22 protein-coding genes are annotated in these 22,926 nt (G+C 35.0%); 19 read left to right on the top strand and 3 right to left on the bottom strand.

Features of this window, described 5'->3' with window-relative positions; genetic code table 11:
- The first annotated feature begins 52 nt into the window (after positions 1 to 52).
- Both rpsU and ACEN33_RS00250 read left to right on the top strand, forming a co-directional pair.
- The gene (gene rpsU, locus ACEN33_RS00255) at positions 53 to 226 is read left to right on the top strand and encodes a 30S ribosomal protein S21 (RefSeq protein ID WP_138403937.1); all 174 of its coding nucleotides are present in this window, start codon (positions 53 to 55) and stop codon (positions 224 to 226) included.
- 21 nt (positions 227 to 247) lie between these two features.
- A complete protein-coding gene (locus ACEN33_RS00250) occupies positions 248 to 691 on the top strand; it encodes a GatB/YqeY domain-containing protein (RefSeq protein WP_407089930.1) in 444 nt (147 codons plus the stop codon).
- Positions 692 to 788: 97 nt separating this feature from the next.
- On the opposite strand, the gene ACEN33_RS00245 is transcribed toward ACEN33_RS00250, so the two are convergent.
- Entirely contained in the window at positions 789 to 2,705 is a 1,917-nt protein-coding gene (locus ACEN33_RS00245) for a metallophosphoesterase (RefSeq protein WP_407089932.1), read from the bottom strand.
- A gap of 234 nt (positions 2,706 to 2,939) precedes the next feature.
- Here ACEN33_RS00245 and ACEN33_RS00240 point away from each other — a divergent pair, with 234 nt between their 5' ends.
- From ACEN33_RS00240 to ACEN33_RS00170, 15 genes are all read left to right on the top strand, one after another.
- A complete protein-coding gene (locus ACEN33_RS00240; protein WP_407094328.1) occupies positions 2,940 to 3,899 on the top strand; it encodes a PhoH family protein in 960 nt (319 codons plus the stop codon).
- 22 nt (positions 3,900 to 3,921) lie between these two features.
- Positions 3,922 to 6,144 carry an HD family phosphohydrolase gene (locus tag ACEN33_RS00235; RefSeq protein WP_407094327.1) on the top strand — a complete coding sequence of 741 codons (2,223 nt, stop codon included), beginning with the start codon at positions 3,922 to 3,924 and terminating at the stop codon, positions 6,142 to 6,144.
- A 17-nt stretch (positions 6,145 to 6,161) separates the two neighbouring features.
- The gene (ybeY, locus tag ACEN33_RS00230; protein WP_407089935.1) at positions 6,162 to 6,659 is read left to right on the top strand and encodes an rRNA maturation RNase YbeY; all 498 of its coding nucleotides are present in this window, start codon (positions 6,162 to 6,164) and stop codon (positions 6,657 to 6,659) included.
- Entirely contained in the window at positions 6,637 to 7,023 is a 387-nt protein-coding gene (locus ACEN33_RS00225; RefSeq protein ID WP_407089936.1) for a diacylglycerol kinase family protein, read from the top strand. Before ybeY ends, ACEN33_RS00225 begins: the two co-directional genes overlap by 23 nt.
- A 9-nt stretch (positions 7,024 to 7,032) precedes the next feature.
- Positions 7,033 to 7,938: a GTPase Era gene (gene era, locus ACEN33_RS00220; RefSeq protein ID WP_407089937.1), complete on the top strand. Its 906-nt coding sequence runs from the start codon at positions 7,033 to 7,035 to the stop codon at positions 7,936 to 7,938.
- 17 nt (positions 7,939 to 7,955) lie between these two features.
- Positions 7,956 to 8,744, top strand: coding sequence for a DNA repair protein RecO (recO, locus tag ACEN33_RS00215; protein WP_407094326.1), 789 nt, complete (start codon positions 7,956 to 7,958; stop codon positions 8,742 to 8,744).
- A 256-nt stretch (positions 8,745 to 9,000) separates the two neighbouring features.
- Entirely contained in the window at positions 9,001 to 9,885 is an 885-nt protein-coding gene (gene glyQ / locus ACEN33_RS00210; RefSeq protein ID WP_138403928.1) for a glycine--tRNA ligase subunit alpha, read from the top strand.
- Between the two features lie 13 nt (positions 9,886 to 9,898).
- The gene (gene glyS / locus ACEN33_RS00205) at positions 9,899 to 11,944 is read left to right on the top strand and encodes a glycine--tRNA ligase subunit beta (protein ID WP_407094325.1); all 2,046 of its coding nucleotides are present in this window, start codon (positions 9,899 to 9,901) and stop codon (positions 11,942 to 11,944) included.
- Between the two features lie 34 nt (positions 11,945 to 11,978).
- The gene (gene obgE / locus ACEN33_RS00200) at positions 11,979 to 13,289 is read left to right on the top strand and encodes a GTPase ObgE (protein WP_407089940.1); all 1,311 of its coding nucleotides are present in this window, start codon (positions 11,979 to 11,981) and stop codon (positions 13,287 to 13,289) included.
- An 8-nt stretch (positions 13,290 to 13,297) separates the two neighbouring features.
- The gene (locus ACEN33_RS00195; RefSeq protein WP_407089941.1) at positions 13,298 to 15,145 is read left to right on the top strand and encodes an acyltransferase family protein; all 1,848 of its coding nucleotides are present in this window, start codon (positions 13,298 to 13,300) and stop codon (positions 15,143 to 15,145) included.
- Between the two features lie 134 nt (positions 15,146 to 15,279).
- Positions 15,280 to 16,203, top strand: coding sequence for a ribonuclease Z (rnz, locus tag ACEN33_RS00190; RefSeq protein WP_407089942.1), 924 nt, complete (start codon positions 15,280 to 15,282; stop codon positions 16,201 to 16,203).
- 16 nt (positions 16,204 to 16,219) lie between these two features.
- On the top strand, positions 16,220 to 17,026 hold the full coding sequence (locus ACEN33_RS00185) for an SDR family NAD(P)-dependent oxidoreductase (protein ID WP_407089943.1): 807 nt from the start codon (positions 16,220 to 16,222) through the stop codon (positions 17,024 to 17,026).
- Positions 17,027 to 17,437, top strand: coding sequence for a lipopolysaccharide assembly LapA domain-containing protein (locus ACEN33_RS00180; protein WP_407089944.1), 411 nt, complete (start codon positions 17,027 to 17,029; stop codon positions 17,435 to 17,437).
- A 5-nt stretch (positions 17,438 to 17,442) separates the two neighbouring features.
- On the top strand, positions 17,443 to 19,776 hold the full coding sequence (gene recJ, locus ACEN33_RS00175; RefSeq protein ID WP_407089945.1) for a single-stranded-DNA-specific exonuclease RecJ: 2,334 nt from the start codon (positions 17,443 to 17,445) through the stop codon (positions 19,774 to 19,776).
- 8 nt (positions 19,777 to 19,784) lie between these two features.
- On the top strand, positions 19,785 to 20,297 hold the full coding sequence (locus ACEN33_RS00170) for an adenine phosphoribosyltransferase (protein ID WP_407089947.1): 513 nt from the start codon (positions 19,785 to 19,787) through the stop codon (positions 20,295 to 20,297).
- Positions 20,298 to 20,380: 83 nt separating this feature from the next.
- Here the strand turns inward: ACEN33_RS00170 and lexA are convergent, their stop codons facing one another.
- The gene (lexA, locus tag ACEN33_RS00165) at positions 20,381 to 20,998 is read right to left on the bottom strand and encodes a transcriptional repressor LexA (RefSeq protein ID WP_197104009.1); all 618 of its coding nucleotides are present in this window, start codon (positions 20,996 to 20,998) and stop codon (positions 20,381 to 20,383) included.
- A gap of 88 nt (positions 20,999 to 21,086) precedes the next feature.
- On the opposite strand from lexA, the gene ACEN33_RS00160 reads away from it, so the two are divergent.
- Positions 21,087 to 21,335 (top strand): DUF896 domain-containing protein, encoded by a 249-nt coding sequence (locus ACEN33_RS00160; RefSeq protein WP_197104010.1) that lies wholly within the window; start codon positions 21,087 to 21,089, stop codon positions 21,333 to 21,335.
- A gap of 72 nt (positions 21,336 to 21,407) precedes the next feature.
- Positions 21,408 to 21,620: a YneF family protein gene (locus ACEN33_RS00155; RefSeq protein WP_138403917.1), complete on the top strand. Its 213-nt coding sequence runs from the start codon at positions 21,408 to 21,410 to the stop codon at positions 21,618 to 21,620.
- An 86-nt stretch (positions 21,621 to 21,706) separates the two neighbouring features.
- On the opposite strand, the gene ACEN33_RS00150 is transcribed toward ACEN33_RS00155, so the two are convergent.
- On the bottom strand, positions 21,707 to 22,846 hold the full coding sequence (locus tag ACEN33_RS00150; protein ID WP_407094324.1) for a tyrosine-type recombinase/integrase: 1,140 nt from the start codon (positions 22,844 to 22,846) through the stop codon (positions 21,707 to 21,709).
- Positions 22,847 to 22,926: the final 80 nt, after the last annotated feature.

The raw sequence follows: 22,926 nt of genomic DNA, 5'->3' as shown, positions 1-22,926 counted from the left end.
TTTTGCATAAAAAATAGTAAGGTCAGAAAAGCTTGGGAGGAGGGGATTCATAATGTCTAAAACAGTAGTTCGTGATAACGAATCATTAGAAGACGCTCTTCGTCGCTTTAAGCGAGATGTTTCAAAAACAGGTACTTTAAGAGAAGCACGTAAACGTGAATTTTACGAAAAACCAAGTGTTAAACGTAAGAAAAAATCGGAAGCAGCTCGTAAAAGAAAATTCTAAATAACAGATAGGTGAGGCGAAATGTCACTAACTGAACGAATTAATCAAGACGTCAAGCAAGCGATGAAGGCTAGAGATAAAGAGACTTTAAAAGTATTACGTATGTTGAAGTCGGCATTACAAATGGAGCAATTAGAGCATTCTGAACCTTTAAATGAGGAGCAAGAAATTACGATTATTTCTCGCGAATTAAAACAGCGTAAAGATTCTTTAGCTGAATTTGAAAAAGCTGGACGACAAGATTTAGTAGATGAAGTAACCGATGAAATTGTAGTAGTCGAACGTTACTTACCTAAACAATTATCAGAAGAAGAGATTGAAGTTGAAGTTCGAAAAGTAATGGACGAACTGAATGCAACGTCTAAGTCTGACTTTGGTAAAGTTATGGGGAAAGCTATGGCCAACCTAAAAGGAAAAGCTGATGGTAATCTTGTAAAAGAAGTTACAAAGAATCTATTAGGTTAATCTTTTTAAACACCCGAAAGGGTGTTTTTATTTTCCATAGAAAAAGCTGTGAGTAAAAGAAATATTACTCGCAGCTTTATTTTTCTAGTAAAGAAAATTATTTTGTAATTTCATAAGAATGAACAAGTGTCGTTTCACGGTTGTCTAAATCTTCACCAACCACTTGATATAATTCATAAGTGACAGTATCCGAAGTTACGTCTACAACAGAGTAGTGTTGGAAGTTTGATTCACGTGCATTTGAATGACCTTCTGCATAGAATGAAGAAATGAAAGGTTGTTCTTCTGTTAATAACAACTCGCGGAAGCTATTAATATTTTCTTCGGTTATTTCATGACCGAATAAGTCTTCGTATGTTTCATGAATATCTTCGTTTTCTAAGATCCAATCAAAACTTTCAAGCTTATAAATCGTATTATAAGTCTTAGTTCCCGCTGTACTAGGAATGAAGAAGACCGTTCCTTCAGGATTATTGAACGTTGTCACATCTTCATTCGTTTCACCTGCAGTGGCTACTTCTGCGTTACCGAAGGTTTCAGCATTATGAGTTAGTGCATGAGTCACGGTTAAGTTATGATCGTGCCCATTGAAGACTAAGTCTACATCATACTCATCTAGTAAAGCCATTAAATCATCACGAATTAATTGGACACTTTCATCTTCTAATGAATGATAAGATGAAGAGAATAGAGGGCGGTGATAGCTGACAAATACCCAGTCAATGTCTCCGTTGTCCTTAGCTTCTTGAGCTTTTTGTAACTCTTCTTCAAACCACTTCATTTGGTTATCTAAGATTGCTGGTGCTTCATCTTCGTCTGATTCATTTGCTTGTTCAGTGTTTAAGTTAATGAATTGTACACCGTTATAACGTGTTGAATAAGCTGCACCAGAATCCATCCCTTCAACTGCATTGTCGGTATTAATATGATCTAAGAAGTTATCATTATCATGGTTACCGGTGATAAACATATGTGGCATTTCATTATTTAATGGTAATAATGCATCTAAAGTTAAGTTCCATTCTGTATCGTTCCAGTCATCATTAACTACATCACCTGTGTGTAGTGCAAAGCGGGCATCTTCTGCATTAGGATTTTCTAACATTGATTGAATGGTTGAATTTGAATAATCTGCTTCTGAACGTTGGTTTTCTGATGAGAAAGCGTTTTGAGTGTCAGTATAGTGAATGAATGAGAAATCATCACTTGATTCGCTTGCTGTTGTAAATGTCGCTTCGTCTGATAATTCACCGTCTTTATTTCCAACTGTATAGTGATATACAGTGTTTGGATTTAATTCAGTCACTGTTGCTTTATATGCTGTTTCAGTAAAGCTAGGGTAAGGTAAACCTAAAGAATAATTATCAAACCCTTTGTCTAACCATAATAGGTTGTCATCTGAGAATACTTCATCAGTATAGTATCCAACAACTTCATCAGGATTTTCAGTTGCAATCCATGGGTCATCATCGTCTGTTATGGGCTCATTCTCTTCCTCATCCCACATAATAGCATAAACGTAATGCCCGTCTTCTGTCATTTGGTTATAGAAGGCATCATCAATCTCAATGATTTCAGGATCTACTTCAATAGCGTCATCCATCGATTGCCCCTCTTCCCAAATGTATAATTTTGCATTCTCATCTGCATCGGTTGTATGCCATTGGAAGTGCATAGATGTCGAAGGGTCATCGGTTAAGTTTGTTGTAATTCTGTTTGGTGAATTATTTTCAGGTGTTTCCGGATTAGCTGGGTTTTCTTGAGTAACATCTGCAGTTTCTCCACCAATCGTTACAGCCGTAATATTCCCTTCATCATCGAATTCAAAGCCGTCTTCTGCCGTAATTGCTTCTTCAGAATATGCCTCGTCATTCGCACGTTCCTCATTAGCGATATGTGTATTTTCAGTGATTGAACCTGTGGTTGTTTCTTGTGCGTGAACATTAAATCCAACGCTTGATAACATAGTGGTTGCCAGTAAAGCAGACAAGACCATTTTTTTCAAAGATTTCAATTACATTCTCCTTCTACAATATTTTTGTTATTTCCATCACTAACTATACGATAGAAGTGTAAATTTCCTGTAAATATTGTGTAAATTAGATGTAAAGATGAAAAAATGAAGTAACTTTGCTCTACCATGCAATGTTTAAAGGATTTTGTTATAATTAGGTACTAAAGTTCATTTTTTTATGTATTTATGGTAATCTTATTTTAATTAAAGACAATGATAAAAGGAGCGTATTATTTGAGCGGAGCAGATGCATTTTCACAACAAGTTATTGTATCAAACCAAGATTGGTTATTAGCGATACTAGGAACACATGATAAGTATGTTCGATTACTCGAAGAGAACTTTAACATTCAGGTGAGTAATCGTGGCGAAGTCATAACAATATCAGGAAAAGAAGATGATGTTGAGATGACACGAGCAATCATGTTGAATTTAGTTGAGCTTTTAGAAAGAGGGATTACCCCTCGAACGATGGATATCATTACTGCTGTTAAGATGGCAAAAAATGGAACCATTGAATATTTCATTAAACTATTTGAAGAAGTCATCGGTCGAGCATATGACGGAACAGCGATTCGTGCGAAAAATTTTGGACAATTACAATATGTCAAAGCAGTTGAAACTCACGATGTGGTGTTTGGAATCGGGCCAGCAGGTACAGGGAAAACTTTCTTAGCGGTAGTTTTAGCAGTTCAAGCTATGAGAGAAGGCCGTGTTAAGAAAATCATCTTAACTCGTCCTGCCGTAGAAGCCGGAGAGAGCCTTGGATTTTTACCAGGCGACTTGAAAGAAAAAGTAGATCCATATCTGAGACCTGTTTACGATGCACTTTATGCTATTTTTGGGATGGAACATACAAATCGTTTGATGGAAAGAGGTATTATTGAAATTGCGCCTTTAGCATATATGCGTGGTCGTACATTAGATGACGCTTTTGTTATCTTAGATGAAGCTCAAAATACAACCATTGCACAAATGAAGATGTTCTTAACACGACTTGGCTTTGGTTCTAAGATGATTATTAACGGAGACCAAACTCAAATTGACTTACCAAAAGGTGTTAAATCAGGCTTAATTGATGCTGAGAGAAAATTAAATAAAATAAATAAAATTAAATTTAATTACTTTGATGAATTTGATGTTGTACGTCATCCAGTTGTAGCGGATATTATTAGAGCTTATTCTGAAGATTAATTTTATATAGAGGGGGAGTAAAATGAACCAGCAATTACGGAAACTACAGACGGTTTTAGGGACATTATTCATCCCTCTAATTATTTTGCTTATGTCTGTGTTGATATTTTTTATAGGTTTTACAGATGTGCAACCTGAACAATATAACTTTCGCATCAACCAAGTTGCGGAGAAAACAGTTCAAGCTCCTGTAACGATAGAAGATACTGAACAGACTGAGATTAATATGGAACGTGCACGCTCAAGCGTGCCAGACGCATATGTTTTTCATCCTGCTATTCTTGATCAACAAGTGGAGCAGACTGAAGAGTTTTTTAATTTAATTTATTCTATTAGAGAGAATGAGTACTCAACTGTTGACATTAATGAGATGCTTGAAGATTCTGTATTAAGTGATCTGATGGGTATCACCTCGATAGATAGTCAACGAGCTGAGACACAATCTGTTCCTTTTGGACAATTAGAAGCCACGGAACAGCTTGTTATTTATAATCAAGCAATCTTAGCGAGTGAGAGTGATTCGGTCGAAGAATTAGATGAATCGTTATCAGTGGATTCTATTACTAGACTGTTAACAGTAAATAATGAAGATTTAAATCAAATGCAACAACAAATCAATGATTTACTTGCGAGTGTTTTAAGTAGTGAAATTGAATCGACTGATTTAAATCAAATTTTATCAGATGTGAATCAATATATTAGCGAATTGGATATAAACTCTGAAAATAAGGGCATTATCAGCGAATTAATGCAAGAATTGGTTGTACCAACCGTAGTTTATAGTGAAAGCGAGACAGAAAAGCGTCGTGCAGAAGCAGAGAATGCTGTTCAACCGAGCTATATCTTACAAGGGCAAATAATCGTTCAAGAAGGGCACATTATTAACCAAACGACTTACAGACAATTAGATTTGCTTGGTTATCTAGATCGAGAGTCTAACAATGATTTATTAATTGCTTTTGCAGCAGTTATTATCATTCATGCAATCGCACTTGTTTACTATGTTGTAAAAGAGAAAGAAAATGCGCTATTGGACATTGAATTGGGTACACAAATCCTGGGTTATGGCTTACTCTTTACAGTAAGTTTTCTTGTCTTGAGAGTGTTGTATATATTGCAATTGAATGGGATTGATTACGCCATGTTATTTCTGCCAATCTATGTGATCCCAATGTTATTAAGACCAAGAACCAATATAAGATTAACCTTATTCTTTATGGGCTTTTTCAATTTACTTGCATTATTTATTTCTCATGACGGCGATAGTATGACTGTGACCTTTATGATTACAAGTTTTTATTTCTTTAGTTCTCTAATTTCATTAAGTTATCAATTACTAGTTAAGAATAAAAACTCATTAAGGTACGGCTTTTTATATGCATTGGTCTTGCATTCTGTATTTGCCATGCCGATTGTGTTGATGACGAACGTTTCATTAGTATCTGAAATTTCAATTGTTATATTATCGTTTATATTATTTAATTTACTGATAGCCTTTGGTATTTATTTCTTTATTGAACCATACTGGCATAAACTTTTAAGCAGTAAAGCACCATTAACTTTAAACCAACTAGCGAATTTAACTCATCCGCTATTGAAAAGTATTGTAGAGAAAGCACCAGGCTCATATCACCATAGTATGATGGTAGCGAATATTTCAGCGAATGCTGCGGATGCTATCGGAGCAGATTCATTATTAGTAAGAATTGCATCGTATTACCATGATATTGGAAAGGTAAATCATCCATTGTTTTTCGTTGAGAATTTATCTGAAGGAATGGAGTCTCCACATTCAATGGTGACGGCTGAAGAGAGTGCTGCCATTATTATTGGGCATGTCACTGAAGGTGAAAAGATCTTACGAGAATATGATATGCCAGAAAGTGTTATAGATATTTGTATGCAACATCACGGAACCACTTTAGTAAGGTATTTTTATCATCAGGCTAAACAAACAAACAATCATGTGGACGAGGAAAAGTTCCGCTATCCTGGACCTAAGCCTCAAAGTAAAGAGGCGATGATTATCATGATTGCTGATTCAGTTGAAGCCGCTTCTAGAACAATTAAGGAACATACGCAAACGGCATTTGAAAATTTAGTTGATAATATTATTAATGGGAAATTGGCTGAAGGACAATTTGAAGAGTGTCATATGACAGTCGCTGAATTAGAAAAAGTTAAAAAATCAATTGTACACACTATAGCAAGTACATTTCATACTCGGGTGGAGTATCCAGATTAAAAAACGGAGGACAACTAATGATTATAGATTTAATAGATGAAGATGGGTTACTAACTGAAGAACATACAGAGATGTTAAACCACATTATTACCCAAACAGCTCACAAACTTGGATTAGGCGAAGGTATCGAAGTCGATATCTCAATCGTATCTAATGATATTATTCATGAATTGAATAAAGAGTATCGTGGTATTGATCGCCCAACGGATGTATTAAGTTTTGCTTTAGAGGAAGACGTAGATGAGGCACCGAACTTCAACTTTGATTCATTTTCTGACATTGAAGGTGGCAATGATGTGTCTAAACACTTAGGAGATATTATTATTTCTTTTGAAAAAACTGTTGAGCAGGCTGAAGATTATGGACATTCAGTCGAAAGAGAATTAGCATTCTTAGCTGTCCATGGCTTCTTACATTTGAATGGGTATGACCATCAAACCGAAGCTGACGAAAAAGAAATGTTCTCGTTACAAGAAGAGGTGCTAGAAGAAAATGGCTTTTCACGAGGGCAATAACAAATTTACAAAGTCTGTTTATCATGCAGTTCAAGGGATTATGGAGACTGTAAAAATTGAAAGAAATATTAAAATCCATATGATTATTACAGTTTTAGTTATTGTTGCGGGCTTTTTATTCAATATTAGTTTAGTAGAGTGGTTAAGTATCGTTATTTGCATCGGCTTAGTCATCGGTATGGAATTATTGAACACTTCCATCGAACATACAGTTGATTTAGCGTGTCAAAAGGAGTACCATCAACTAGCGAAAAAAGCAAAAGATGCATCCGCTGGTGCAGTATTAGTGGTTGCAACCATGTCAGTTGTTATTGGAATGATTATATTTATACCAAAAATTTGGAAGTTAATATTTATTAATTAAGGAGTGTTTATGAAAAATAACAAATTTAAATCAGGTTTTATTACCATTATTGGTAGACCAAATGTAGGGAAATCAACTTTATTAAACCGTTTTGTCGGACAAAAAGTAGCCATTATGTCTGACAAAGCGCAAACAACACGTAATCGAATTCAAGGGGTTGTGACCGATGAAGAAAGCCAAATTGTCTTCATTGATACACCGGGAATTCATAAACCGAAACATGCGTTAGGTGACTTTATGTTGAATGCAGCATACAGCGCACTTAAAGGGGTAGATGGAATCTTAGTAGTTGTGAATGCCTCTGAAAAAATCGGACCTGGAGACCGCTTAGTGATTGAACGTGTGAAACAAGCAAACATTCCTGTGTTCTTAGTTATTAATAAGATTGACTTAGTAACACCAGACGAATTATTACCAATCATTGACACTTACCGTCAAGAACATGATTTTGATGAAATCTATCCAATCAGTGCCACGGAAGGTAATAACGTTGATGCACTAATCAAAGGAATTAAAGAAATTATTCCAGAAGGACCTCAATACTATCCAGCTGACCAAGTGATGGATCATCCAGAATACTTTATTGTCGCTGAATTTATTCGTGAGAAAATATTAGAATTAACACGCGAAGAGATTCCGCATTCAGTAGCGGTTCAAGTTGAGAGTATGAAACGTAACGAAGATGATAAGATTGAGATTCAAGCTGCTATTATTGTCGAACGTAGTTCTCAAAAAGGTATTATTATCGGAGCCCAAGGATCAATGATTAAAAAAATTGGACAACGCGCTCGTCGAGATATTGAAATTCTATTAGGAGATAAAGTTTATCTCGATTTATGGGTGAAAGTTCAAAAGAATTGGCGCGATCGTCGCACTCAATTGAATGACTTTGGTTATCAACCAGATAATTATTAAACGATAGAGGTGATTAGTTGAATGAACGGTTCGAAGGGATTGTTTTGTTTCAAAGAAAGCATCTGGAACATGATGCGCTCGTAAAGATTTTTACAGAAGATTATGGAACAAAAATGTTCTTTGTAAGAGGCTTACAAAAACCTAATCATCGCTTAACTAGTCAACTGATACCACTCACAGTGAACCACTATATTGGCAACATAAATGAAGAAGGCTTGTCTTTTCTAAAAGAAGCGAATACGATTGAAATTCACCGGAAAATTCAAACAGATTATATGAAACAAGCATATTCAAGTTATGTGACTCAATTAGTCGATGCAGCGATTAATGACAACACACCCGATCAAGCATTATATGAGATGCTAAAGAAAGCATTGGAACTAATGAATAGCGATGTCTCTTACGAAGCGATTACGATCAGCATGGAGATTAAGTTACTAAGATATTTTGGTTTTGACATACATTTTGATCGATGTCGCATCTGTGGGACAACGGTACAGCCTTTTGATTTCAGTATGAAATTCCAAGGAGTGTTATGTCAGAAACACTTTCATGAAGATCCATTTCGTATGCATATTGCGCCTAAGGCAATGTTTATTGCAAGTCGACTTGATTTAGCTAGTTTACATCAAATAAATAGTATTCAAGTCAGTCAAGTGACAATCCAAGAATTACGTCGATTAATGGATGAAATTTATAAAGAATTTGTCGGTATTAACTTGAAGAGCAAGAGTTATTTAAATAATTTGGATACATTAAGTGCTTCCATGCAAGATGTCATCAGAAAACGACACAAATCTGATTGAGAATTTGAGCGAATTGTAGTATGATGTTTTATGTATTAAGGTGATTAAATAAGATAGTAAAGCGAGTCTAGGAGAGTGAAAGCTAGACCAAATCGAAGGCAGCCTTAAAAGTGTTTTTTTAATTGAATCGTTTGACATAAGTGCAAGTTAACGCTTGAATTAGGGTGGAACCGCGAATTTACTTCGTCCCTATGATTTAGATTTTTATCTAATCATAGGGGCAGTTTTTTTATTTTACAGAAAAGAGGAATTATCAATGGCAAAGACAATTCAAGAAATGATATTAACATTACAACAATTTTGGGCAGAACAAGGGTGTTTAATTTTACAAAGTTATGACACTGAAAAAGGAGCAGGGACAATGAGCCCGTATACTTTCTTACGTGCAATCGGACCTGAGCCTTGGAATGCAGCGTATGTTGAACCATCAAGACGTCCAGCTGATGGGCGTTATGGTGAAAACCCAAACCGTTTATATCAACATCATCAATTTCAAGTTGTGATGAAACCATCTCCGACAAATATTCAAGAATTATACTTAGATAGCTTAGTGGCTTTAGGGATTGACCCACTTGCGCATGACATTCGTTTTGTTGAAGATAACTGGGAAAACCCATCATTAGGCTGTGCAGGATTAGGATGGGAAGTATGGATTGATGGAATGGAAATTACACAATTTACTTACTTCCAACAAGTAGGTGGTTTAAAAGTAGACCCAGTAACAAGTGAATTAACATATGGATTAGAGCGTTTAGCCATGTATATTCTAGATGTGGATAATGTTTATGATTTAGAATGGGCTCCGGGAGTGAAATATGGTGAAATATTTAAACAACCTGAACGTGAACACTCGACTTACTCATTTGATTTAAGTAATACAGAAATGCTTTTCACTCAATTTAATGCATTTGAAAAAGAAGCAATGAATTTAATTGATAATGGACTGTCACATCCAGCCTATGATTACATCTTAAAATGTTCGCACACATTCAATTTACTTGATGCACGTGGAGTGATCTCTCAGTCAGACCGTGCTGGGTACTTAGGTAGAATTAGAAAGATGGCTCGCTCTGTTGCACAAGCATTTGTTAATGAGCGTGAAGAACTTGGCTTCCCATTATTAAATAAAGACAAAGCGTAAAGGAGCGATTGACATGACAAAAGATTATTTATTAGAAGTTGGAATGGAAGAAATACCTGCTCGTTTTTTAACTGAATTAAGTGACCAATTAAAAGATAAAGTTGAGCAGTTTTTAACTGATAACCGATTAACTTATGATGATGCAGTTGCTTATTCAACACCAAGACGCTTAGCTGTGATTGTTAAAGGTATTGCGGAACGTCAAGAAGACGTATCTGAGAAAGTTAAAGGACCTGCATTACGTATTGCTCAGGACGAAGAAGGTGAATGGAGTAAAGCAGCACAAGGCTTTGTTCGCGGACAAAAATTAACTGTCGATGACATCTTTGTTGAACGAATTAAAGATGAAGACTATATCTTCGTTAATAAACATACAGAGGGCTTATCAGCTAAAGAGGTATTAGCGAATATGGCTGATGTATTAAACACGATGACATTCCCAGTTAGCATGACTTGGAATTCATTCAATAAAAGTTTTATCCGTCCAGTACATTGGATTGTATCATTACTTGATGATGAAGTTGTTCCATTTAGCTTTATTAATATAGAAGCAGGAAATACATCAACTGGTCATCGTTTCCTAGGTGGGAGGACAGAAATTACGTCTCCTAATACTTATGTAGAAAAATTAAGAGATGAGTTTGTGCTTGTTGATTCATCTGAAAGAAAAGATGTTATTATCAAACAAATCGAACAAATTTCTTCAGACAATCATTGGAATATTCCAATGACTGAAGATTTATTAGATGAAGTGACTGCATTAGTTGAATGGCCGACAGCCTTCTTTGGTCAATTCGAGGACGAGTATTTAGAAATTCCACAAATTGTATTAATCACTGCGATGAGAGACCACCAAAGGTATTTCTACGCTTTAGAAGAAGGAACTGATAGGTTATTACCTTATTTCATCTCAGTTCGTAATGGTGATGACAATCATATAGAGAATGTTATTAAAGGAAATAAAAAAGTGTTGAAAGCACGTTTAGAAGATGCTTTATTCTTCTATAAAGAAGATATGACTCATGATTTAGCATACTTCACTGAGAAATTAGGGTCGGTTAAAGAACACTTTAAACTTGGAACATTAGCAGAAAAGCAAAAACGCGTTGAACATATTGTTAATAAATTAGCTGAAACAATTAATGAACCCAAAGCTGGTTCTGTAGCAAGTGAAGCAGCTAAAATTTATAAATTTGATTTAATGACTCAGGTAGTTAATGAATTTGACGAATTACAAGGTCGAATGGGTGAAATTTATGCGAAAGAATTTGGAGTATCAGACGAAATTGCACATACGATTAGCCAACAATATATGCCTACAAGTAGTGGGGGAGAATTACCAGGAACCTTAGCTGGAGCTATGCTTGCATTTGCTGATAAATTTGATACACTATTAAACTACTTTAACATCGGATTAATCCCAACAGGATCAAACGATCCATATGCACTTCGCCGTCAAGCGATGGGGATGGTAGAAATCAGTGAGAAGTATGATTGGAACTTTGATATGCATGAATTTGTTAAAGTTGTGATTAAAGATATGGATGTTACCGAGGAAGATTTAATTGACTCATTTATTGATTTTATTAAATTACGTATTCAACAATTTCTTGAGAAAGAAGCGATTGATTATGATATCATTCAAGCAGAGCTTAATGGACGTCATGCGAATGTGTATGCAGGGGTTAATTTTGCTAGAGGCATTCAAAAACTTAAGAATGACTCTCCAGAAGAGTATCGTAATTTAGTTGAATCTTTAACACGTGTGGTGAATTTAGGCGTTAAAGAAAATTCAGATGGCTTATTCGAAGAAACGAAAGCTCAAACAGAATCAGAGCAAAGATTATTCGATATGTTAAAATCAGATTTCTCTACGGATCGAGAAAAAGCATTAGATATGTTCGTTAAATTGTCTGATCCAATTGCCGATTACTTCAACAACAATATGGTTAATGACGATAATGAAGCAATAAGAGAAAACAGATTGAAAACAATGAAATTTATTACGGATAAAGTATTGAAATTCATTGATCCAAGAGAGTTAAACAGTAAGTTTTAGAAAATTATACATAGAAAGAAAGGAGTGATGTCAAATGTCAACATTTTTAGATCATGCTAAAGTAGAAGTCAAAGCAGGCAAGGGTGGCGATGGAATGGTCGCTTTCCGTAGAGAGAAATACGTTCCAGATGGTGGACCAGCCGGCGGAGATGGAGGTCAAGGTGGAGATGTTATCTTCATCGTAGATGAAGGATTAAGAACCTTAATGGATTTCCGTTATAACCGTCATTTTAAAGCCAAAAATGGTGAAAATGGAATGAGTAAAAGTAAATACGGTGCCGGAGCAGAAGATTTAATTATTAAAGTTCCACCTGGAACGATTGTTCGTGCAGCTGCCACAGGTCAGTTCATGGCCGATTTAGTTGATAATGGTCAAAAATTCACTGTTGCTAAAGGAGGACGTGGGGGTCGTGGTAACATTCGTTTTGCAACGCATAAAAATCCAGCACCTTCGATTGCAGAAAATGGTGAACCCGGAGAAGAATTAGAATTAGAACTTGAACTAAAAGTTCTTGCAGATGTTGCCTTAATCGGGTACCCAAGTGTGGGTAAATCAACATTACTTTCGTTAATTAGTAATGCAAAACCAAAGATAGCTGACTATCAATTTACAACATTAGTTCCGAACTTAGGTGTTGTACAACTAGCAAACCAACAAGAGTTTGTTGTCGCAGATATGCCAGGTTTAATTGAAGGAGCTTCTGAAGGTGTTGGATTAGGAATTCAATTCTTACGCCACATTGAAAGAACAAAAATTATGTTACATGTCATCGATATGGGAGCAGTGCATGGTCGCGATCCTTTTGTTGATTTCACTGACATTATGGATGAATTAGAAGCGTATAACGAGAGATTATTACTGAGACCGATGTTGATTGTCGCTAACAAAATGGACGAAGCAATCTCTGAGGAAAATCTTGAAATTTTTGAAGAAAAATTAAATGCTTATTACGGCGAACGTGAATTAGAAGTTCCAGAAATTTTCCCGATTAGCTCATGGCAAAATAAAGGTGTAGATCAGCTAATCAAGAAAACAGCTTCACTTGTTCAAAACGAAGAATTTATTCCACTTGAAGAAGAAGTTGAAATCGAAGAAGCTTATTATACTTTAGAGCAAGAAGAAGCGCCTTTCGAAGTCGAACAAGTCGAAGAAGGCTTCTACCGCATTACGGGTGCTCAAATCGAAAAATTATTTGCGATGACGAATATGGCACATGATGAAAGTATTGCTCGTTTCCAAAGACAAATGCGTGGTATGGGAATTGATCAAGCTCTTCGTGATATTGGAGCTCAGACAGGAGATATTGTTGAGTTATCAACATTCCAGTTTGAGTTTATGGATTAGGTGATAGCATGTCACAAGAAACTAAGTCCAAAAAAAGATTAGATATCTTTGATGGTCTTAAAGGGCTATCAATTATCACAATTATTGTGTATTATTTTTTCCAGCATATTTTACCCGGTGGATTTTTAGCGGTAAATATGTTCTTGTTAATCGCTGGTTTTTTTAACTTTAGACACTTTGTTAGTGCTAGCCAAAAAGGAATTAAAATAAATTACTTAAACTTTTATAAAAAAAGGTTAAGTCGATTGTTTTTCCCAATGTTAGCCATGATTATAACAGCAAGTTCTTTTATCTTGTTATTTTCAAGAGGGTCTTTATTTAACCTTAGAAATATGGCTTTATCAGGACTTGCTTTCTTTAACAACTATTATCAAATCTTGAATGAACAGTCTTATTTCGTTCAAGCTGCAAACCCAAGTGCCTTCACGCACTTATGGTATGTCGGAATTTTAGGTCAGTTAATATTACTTACACCCGTAATAATATTGCTATTATATTCTTGGCATAAGAAACAAACAACAACGGTGAATATGTTACTCATCGTTACTGTTGTATCAGCATTTTTAATGGGTTATTTATATAAAGACGGTGAAGACCCTACACGTATTTATTATAGTGTATTTACACGGGCGTTCTCTTATACAGCAGGTGGGGTTGTCGGTTTAATATTACCGATGAATCTTACTGCGAAGCCAATTAAAGGTAAAATTAATTGGATCTTTAATGGTATAGGGACGTTAATTATGGTCTTGATGTTCTTTATGTGTAAATTTATGTACGGAACACAACCCTTTGCTTATCGCTTTGGGATGAGTTTATTCACGCTTTTAAGTGCATTATTTATTCTTGTTTCAATTCACCCAAGTACGATTTGGAACAAGATATTAAGTTTTCCACTGCTTACCTTTATTGGTAAACGTAGTTACTCTTATTATTTATGGTTTTATCCTGTTTATTTAATTATTCCTAATATGATGCAAAATTTAGGTTTACCATCATGGGCAAACTATACAATTCAGTTTTTAATTATCGCGATACTTGCTGAAATTAGTTACCGATTATTTGAGCAAGTGACTATTAGTTTACCACTTGGACAAGACTTTAATATTAAGAAAACACGTCACCAATTAAAATATTTAAGATCTCATAAAGGGACTCTTTTAAACGTTAAAGTGATTACAGGTGCTTATATTGTGATTTTCGTCATTGGTACGATTGGAATTTTTGCTGCACCTGAAGAAAGAGCTCAAACGGCAGAAGAATTGCAAACGATTATTGAAACGAACTCCCAAATAGCCGAAGATACACAGACAGAAGATACTGAAAATGTGAAAGTAGTTAACAATATTGAAGGCCTCGGCCAACAAAAAATGCTCTATGCTAATGGATTAGACATTACCTTTGTAGGAGACTCTACTTTATTAGCGGCTACAAAACAAATTCAAAATGTCTTCCCGAAAGCGGTCATTAACGGTGAAGTCGGACGTCAACTGTATAATAGTGTGTCGGTTGTTAATAGTTTAGATCAAAGTGGGCTTTTGAAACCAACAGTTGTTACAATGATGGGATCAAATGGAACCTTTACAGCAGGTCAAATTAATGACTACATTGAAGCGATTGGACCAGAACATGATATTTTCTTTGTTACATCCGATACAAAGCGTTCTTGGGTGTCTGACGCTAATCAACAATTATTAGCAGCGGCTCAACGATTTGGTAATGTTCATATTATTGATTGGGCAAGTTACTCAAATGACCAAACAGGTTGGCAAAGAGATGATGGTGCGCATCCAACTGAAGAAGGAGCACATGAATTATCAGTCTTTATTGCTAAAGAAATATATCGTCAAAGATAAAAGTATTAGTTAATTGAGGAGTGTTGGTGGGGAGATTAACTCACTAACACTCTTTTTATGTTTAATAAGATAAATGTAAAGAAATTCTCAAAAAATTGTAGTAAAATATAATGTATTAAGGAAAGGTAGTGACTATGGAAATATTATTTTTAGGAACTGGCGCTGGCGTTCCATCAAAAAGTCGTAATGTAAGTTCTTTAGCGTTAAAGCTATTGAATGAATTGAATGAAACTTGGCTATTTGACTGTGGAGAAGGAACTCAACATCAAATATTAAAAACAACATTAAAACCGGGTAAGGTCAAAAATATATTTATTACTCATATGCATGGAGATCATATATTCGGCTTACCAGGATTTTTAAGTAGTCGTTCGTTTCAAGGCGGAGATAACCAACCTATTACCATCTACGGACCTACAGGTATTGAACAATACATTAATGCATCATTAAAATATTCAAAATCAAATTTACTTTATAAAGTAAATATAGTTGAACTAGATCCAAAGGGTGGCGAAATTCAATTAAATAAGGGCTGGAAAGTTAAATACTTACCTCTACAACATAATATTCTGTCATTTGGCTATAGAATTGAAGAACCGAAATCCGATGGTGTGTTATTGGTTGATAAACTTAAAGAATACAATATTCCTAACGGACCGATATTTGGGATGTTAAAAAATGGAAAAACAGTCACTTTAGAAGATGGTACTAAACTGGATGGTAAAGATTTTGTTGGTGAAGTCCAACCAGGCAAAGTGATTGCAATCATAGGAGATACGAGACCCAATGCAAACATCAAGAAATTAGCCGAAGATGCTGATGTTCTTGTTCATGAAGGGACACATGCAAAAGGCGAGAACAAAATGGCCAATCGTTATTTCCATTCTACGGTCGAACAAGCGGCTCAAGTTGCTAAAGCATCAAATGTTAAGCAATTATATTTAAATCACATTAGCTCGAGATATTTAGGGGCAGATGTAAAACAATTAGAAAAAGATGCACGGTCTATATTCAAACAAACGAAAGTTGCTTATGACTTAAATGAATTTGAAATATAATTGAAAGGGTGAGATTATGTTTCTGAAAAACAAGGTTGTTTTATTGACGGGTGCTTCAAGTGGAATTGGTAAAGCGATTGCTTTTGAAATGGCTAAAAAAAGTGCAAAACTTGTATTAGTATCTCGAAGAGAAGAAGTACTCTCTGAATTGGCAGATACATTAAAACGAGAATACGATACTCAAACACTTGTGCTAGCAAAAGATTTGTCTGAGGTAAAGGGAATTGAAGAAACGGTGGAAGAAACAATCAATGCTTTTGGTCATATAGATTATTTGATTAATTCAAGTGGTATGGGTATATTTAAAAAAGCAGTAGATTTCACGGCAAAAGAAATTGATCAACTCTTTAAAATTAATACTTATGCGATGATTTATTTGTCCCAATTAGTAGCCAGAGAGATGATTATAAAAAATACACCAGGACATATTTTATTCATTTCTTCCATAGCTGGAAAAATAGCAACACCAAGCTCAAGTGTCTATTCTGCATCAAAGTTTGCTGTGATAGGCTACGCGAATAGTTTAAGATTGGAGTTAAAGCGGTTTGGTATTGATGTGACCACAATTAATCCTGGACCAGTCAAGACGGATTTTTTTAATTATAATTCAAATTCTAAAGAGTATTATGACCGAATTAAGGCATTTGCATTAGATCCGCAAAAATTAGCGAAAGATGTGACTAAGCATTTAAAACCATCACGTCGTAAAAGAGAGTTAAATCGTCCCCGTTATTATCATATTATTGATATACTATATAAAGTGTTTCCAAACATTGGAGATAAATTAGCAGGAGAAATGTTAAATTTCAAGGAGGATAATTAGATGAAAGAACAATGGAAAGTTATAGCGATTATTATGTTACTTATCTTAGTAGTCGTTTTTGCATTACAAAATACAAATGTTGTTGGAATTGATTTCTTTTTCACTCAATTTGAAGTATCGCTTGTCTTAGTTGTATTATTCAGTATTTTGGTTGGTGTTATCATTGGAATGATTGCATCAATGTCTGCGATTCAATCAAACAGAAAGAAAAATAAAGAGTTAGAAAAACAATTAACAAAAGAGAAACATAATCACTCAAATACAGCGATTGAAAAAGATGCAGCAATTGCTGAGTTACGCAGTAAGATTGAAGAACAAGAGCGTGTTTCACGTAATACAATTTCTGTAGAATCAGATGAAAAACCAGAGTCAAAAGAAGAAGTAGTTACTGATACAACAGAGGAAGTGTAATATTCGTGAAGTTCAATATGGCACAGTTTGATTGGCAAATCAGACCGGAGATTAATAGAGACGCTTCCAAAAGTATTTTAGACAATAATGAAACAACTTTTAGTTCAACTTTTTTACGCCTATGTTCAATTAGAGGTATAACAAGTGCAGAAGAGTTAATCGAAAAAACAAATCAAAAACCTCAACTATATCATGATCCATTTTTATTATTTGAGATGGACAAAACAATTGACCGTATTCAAACAGCGATTGAAGAGTTTGAACCCATATTAATCTATGGAGATTATGATGCAGACGGCATTACCAGCACATTGATAATGTATGAGACATTAGAGACGATTGGAGCCAATGTCCATTATTATTTACCAAACCGCTTAAAGGACGGTTATGGACCGAATAAAGCACGTTGGAGTAAGTTGGTTGACGAATTTGATATTCGATTAATCATTACTGTTGATAATGGTGTGGCTGGTTTTGAAGCTGTGGATGCAATGAATGATATAGGTGTGGATTGTATTATTACCGATCACCATGAATTGCAAAGTGAATTACCGAATGCATTCTCAATTATTCATCCAAAACATCCTTCAGGTCAATATCCTTTCCCAGAATTAAGTGGGGCGGGAGTTGCTTTGAAGGTGGTCAGTGCCTTATTAGGTGAAGTACCCACAGAAGCTGTTGAATTGGCAGCAATCGGTACGGTTGCAGATATGGTGTCTTTAACGGATGAAAATCGAACGATTGTATTAAGTGGATTGACTCTAATTAAAGACTCGATGCGCGTTGGTTTACAATTATTATTACAAAATGAAAAAGTTAATTTAGATAACTTAACGAGTGAGACGATTGGCTTTATTATTGGTCCACGTTTAAATGCAGTTGGTCGATTAGGAGATCCGACGCCGGGCTTAGAGTTATTGAAAACATTAGATATTTCTGAAGCGGAATCGTTATTAGAAATAGTGAATGAAAAGAATCGTGAAAGAAAATCTATCACCGAAAACATCACTATAGAAATCGAAAATCGTATGGCTCAGTATGACTCGATTCCAAATATTATTATTGAAGCAGATAAAGATTGGCCTGCCGGAGTCTTAGGGATTGCTGCAAGTCGTTTAGTTAAAAAATACCAAAGACCTGCGATTGTCTTTCAATATATAGAAGAGAAAAAACAATATAAAGGAAGTTCAAGAAGTGTATCTAAGATAAATATCTTCGAAGAACTCGTTAAACAAAATGAGTACCTAACTTACTTCGGTGGTCACAGTCAAGCAGCTGGATTAACGATTGATGAAGAGAATTGGGAAGACTTTAAACAAAGCATCCACAAAAGCTTTGTACACTACACTGAATTACTAAACGAACCTGAGCCAATTGTCATTGATATGCCGTTAAGTGTGAATGAAATGACGATTGATTTTATTAATGAAGTGAACTTATTAGGGCCTTTCGGTACGGATAATCCAAAACCGCAGTTTATGGTTAAAGATGCTCATATTAACACAATTAGATTTATTGGAGTAGATAAAAACCATGTTAAACTTGCCCTAAGCCAAACGGATACCAAAGTCGAATTACAAGCCATTGGCTTTGGCAAAGCAGAGCAAGCTGAAAGCTTAGAGAACGGCAGTGTGGTATCTGTAGTTGGTGAGTTAGATATTAATGAATGGAACGGGAACCGTCTTCCACAGTTAATGGTGAAAGATATGGGAGTTAATGGCTCTCAGTGGTTAGATTACCGCTCAAGCAAGATTCACAAAGATTTGTTAAGTATAGATAAAGCTTTATATTTATTCGCCCATCAGCCGATTGCAGATTATATGTCCAAGCAATTGAACGGTGCAGCTGTTGTATTATATGAGAATGCATCAAAAGTTAATTTAGCCCAATATAATAACCTCATCGTAATGGAGCCGCCGATTCAATTACAACAATTGAAAGAGATAGTGAATACACAAGCTTGGTCGAAAGTCTATCTAGGATCATTTGTTCAGGAATCGAAATATATGGCAGGTATCCCTTCTCGAGAAGAGTTCGTTGATTTGTACAAATATATCTTTGCCAAGCAAGAATTTATGTACAAAACAGAATTTGAAAACATAACAAAAGCATTAAATATACACCCAGTTAAATTAAAAGGAATGTTTTTGATGTTTTTAGAAGCAGAATTTGTTACAATTAAGAATGGTCGGTTAGAGTTTAATAAAGAAGCAACAAATAATAAAATTGATCTACCTCACTTAAAGACTTTTATTCAATATGAAAGTGAATATAAGTCAGAGGCTTTATTAAATTATCAGCCGATAGACGCTATTAAAGAATATTTTGAAGGGAATTAAATAACTAAATGAACTTAAATGATTATATTGCTTCAATCGAAGATTATCCAAAGGAAGGCGTAACGTTTCGTGATATTACACCATTAATGGCAAATGGACCTGCTTTTGCGCAAGCGACACAAGAAATTGTGGACTATGTAAGAGAAGTAGGAGCTGAAGTAGCTGTTGGACCTGAAGCACGTGGCTTTATTGTCGGATGTCCTGTAGCTTACGCAATGGAAATTGGCTTTGCGCCAGTTCGTAAAAGAGGGAAATTACCTCGTGAAATTATTGAAGTCGAATACGAACTTGAATATGGTACTGATGTATTAACAATGCATAAAGATGCTATTACACCTGGTCAAAAAGTTATCATTATCGATGATTTATTAGCAACAGGTGGTACGGTTAAAGCTACAATCGACTTAGTTGAAAAACTAGGTGGAGAAGTTGTAGGAATTGCATTCTTAATTGAATTGAAAGAATTAAACGGTAGAGAAAAAATTGAAGGTTATAACTATAAAGCTTTAATGCAATACTAATATCTACTCTTTATTTTAAAATTCAAAAAAATCCGAACTCTACTATAGTGTTCGGATTTCGTTTTAATTAATATATTTGAAATCTAAAATTCACGGTATAAGCTAATAACTTTACCTAATATTTGGACTGAGTTTAAAATAATGTCATCCATAGCGTCATTTTCGGGACGTAAAATATAGTGATCAGACTGTTTGTAAAAAGTCTTACAAGTTGCTTCGTCATCATCAGTCAAAGCGACAACGATATCACCATTATTAGCAGAAGGTTGGCGACGAACTGTAATTAAATCACCATTGAAGATACCGGCATTGATCATACTTTCACCGTCAATTTGGAGCATGAATAAATCATTGCTATCAAAATGTTCTAAATTAGGTGGAATTGGATAATAATCAACGGCCTCTTCAATTGCTAAGATAGGCGCACCGGCAGCAACGCGACCAAGTAAAGGGATATCCTTTCTTGAAATACCCAAAGCTTCAAGCGCAATTGGCGTCAGTTCTAACGCACGTGTCTTACTCGCGTCACGGACTAAGTAACCTTTGCCTTCTAATCGAGAAAGATGACCATGAACAGTAGATGTCGAAGCTAATCCAACTTCTGCTCCAATTTCTCTGACAGTTGGCGGGTATCCATTAGAGTCAATTGCTTTATATATACAATCAAGTATATTTAATTGTTTTGCTGATATTGATTTCATAATTTCAACTCTTTCGTTTTTATTGTTTTTAGTATAGCATTTATAATAACGCTTAGCAAACAAATGTTCGTAGTAAAGGAGTGATTATATGTTAAGTAAGGATAAGATCAAACGCATCAACGAATTGTCTAAAAAGAACAAAGCAGGGACAATCACTGAAGAAGAATCGATTGAAAGAAAAAACCTGCACAAAGAATACATTCAAAGTATGAGAGATAGCATTGGTGCTCAAATTGAGGGAATTAAAGTCGTTGATCCTGAAGGGGAAGACTTAACTCCTAATAAAGTTAAAGAGATTCAAAAAGAACGTGGCTTACATAATAGAGACAACGAATAATTTTCTCTAGTCAACACAATGATTATTTAGTATTATTGTATTACATGAAGTTTAGAAGAGAGGTGTAGTTAAATGGCAACTTGGATATGGTTAGTTATCGTATTTATTGCATTAATTATTGGTTTTGTCGCTGGTTTCTTCCTATCAAGAAAGTATATGATGGATTACTTTAAGGAAAATCCACCGATCGACGAGAGAATGATTTCTCAAATGATGGCCCAAATGGGACAAAAACCATCTAAAAAGAAAGTTCAACAAATTATGAACTCAATGAAACAGCGTTAATATAGCGTTTATAGGACTTCTTGCGGTAAATGCAAGGAGTCCATTTTTTGTTTAAAAATACCTTAGGTAGCAAAAAGGTAGCAAAACTAAATGATTTTTACAGAATCGATGGCGGACTTCAATTCATCGTCCATTTGATTTGTAAAGTGAGCATACACTTGATCAATCATTTTTGTTGAGTTATGGCCAACATGTTCAGCAACCAGCATTGACTTAGTATTATTTTGAATCATCAAAGTAATGAATGTGTGTCTGAAAATATGTGTCGTAATTTTTTTGTTTTCTATGTGAATATTTTTAAGAATTTTATTCACGTAGCGAATGTGTCTTGGATATCCATTTCTTTGTCTGAATAAAAATGGTTTTTTCCTATCCAGATTATACTTAACCGTTTTAATTTTATCGTAATTTATCTGTTCTTTAATGATGTCGGCTGTAGCTTGGTTAATATGTATTTGTCTGCTTTCTCCAGTCTTAGGAGTAGTGAATATATGATTATGATGGTCATAATTCTTGGTTATGCTGATGATATTATTCTCTAAGTCAATATCATGTTTGTAATCCAGTGCCACCATCTCGTTATATCTCATACCGGTAGAAGCCTGAATTTGACACATACGAGCTATTTCTTTTTGATCTAAAGCAATAAGCTGCTTAATCACACTTTCCAATTCTTCAACTTCCAAGTATTTCAAGTCATCTTTCTTCGATTTATTCAGTGCCGGAATGGTTATAAGGTCTTTGTAATTTCTTTCCTTCACAAATCCGTATTGCATCCCAAAAATTAATATTCGAATAATGATTGACTTATCATTAGATACCACTGAATATCGTAAATTATCCTTTTGTAGGCAATCTAATAGGTATTTATTAATCACAGATGGCTCTATTTTGTCACTTGCAATGGTACCTAAGGCTTTCATAATTCTACGCATTCTACTTTTGACATTTCCAGCAGTGGAGGCTTTGACATTTTCCTTATATATCACGTACCACATTTTACCTAACTCACTGAAAGAAACTATCGTTTCAGAAACCTGAGTTCTTTCAACGATTTTTTGTCTCAAAATATCTTCGGCCATCTTTTGAGTTTTTCTCTTCTTATCCTTGAAAGTCACCGAAACATATTTGGTTTTTTGAGTCATCTCATCTGTATAACGCTCAACAAACTTGTAACTTACAACTTTACCAGAGTTGTCTTTATCTGTATTTTCAACTATCCACATAAAATATCATCTCCTATCATAAAATGTGTTATAATAGGGCTTAGCAAATAGCCCCTAGTGTGGGTTGTTTGTGTGTCTTA

Source organism: Ruoffia sp. FAM 24228, from assembly GCF_045528575.1.
Lineage (GTDB): Bacteria > Bacillota > Bacilli > Lactobacillales > Aerococcaceae > Ruoffia > Ruoffia halotolerans.
The sequence above is the reverse complement of the archived record's forward strand: the minus strand, read 5'-3'. Positions and strand labels throughout refer to the sequence as shown.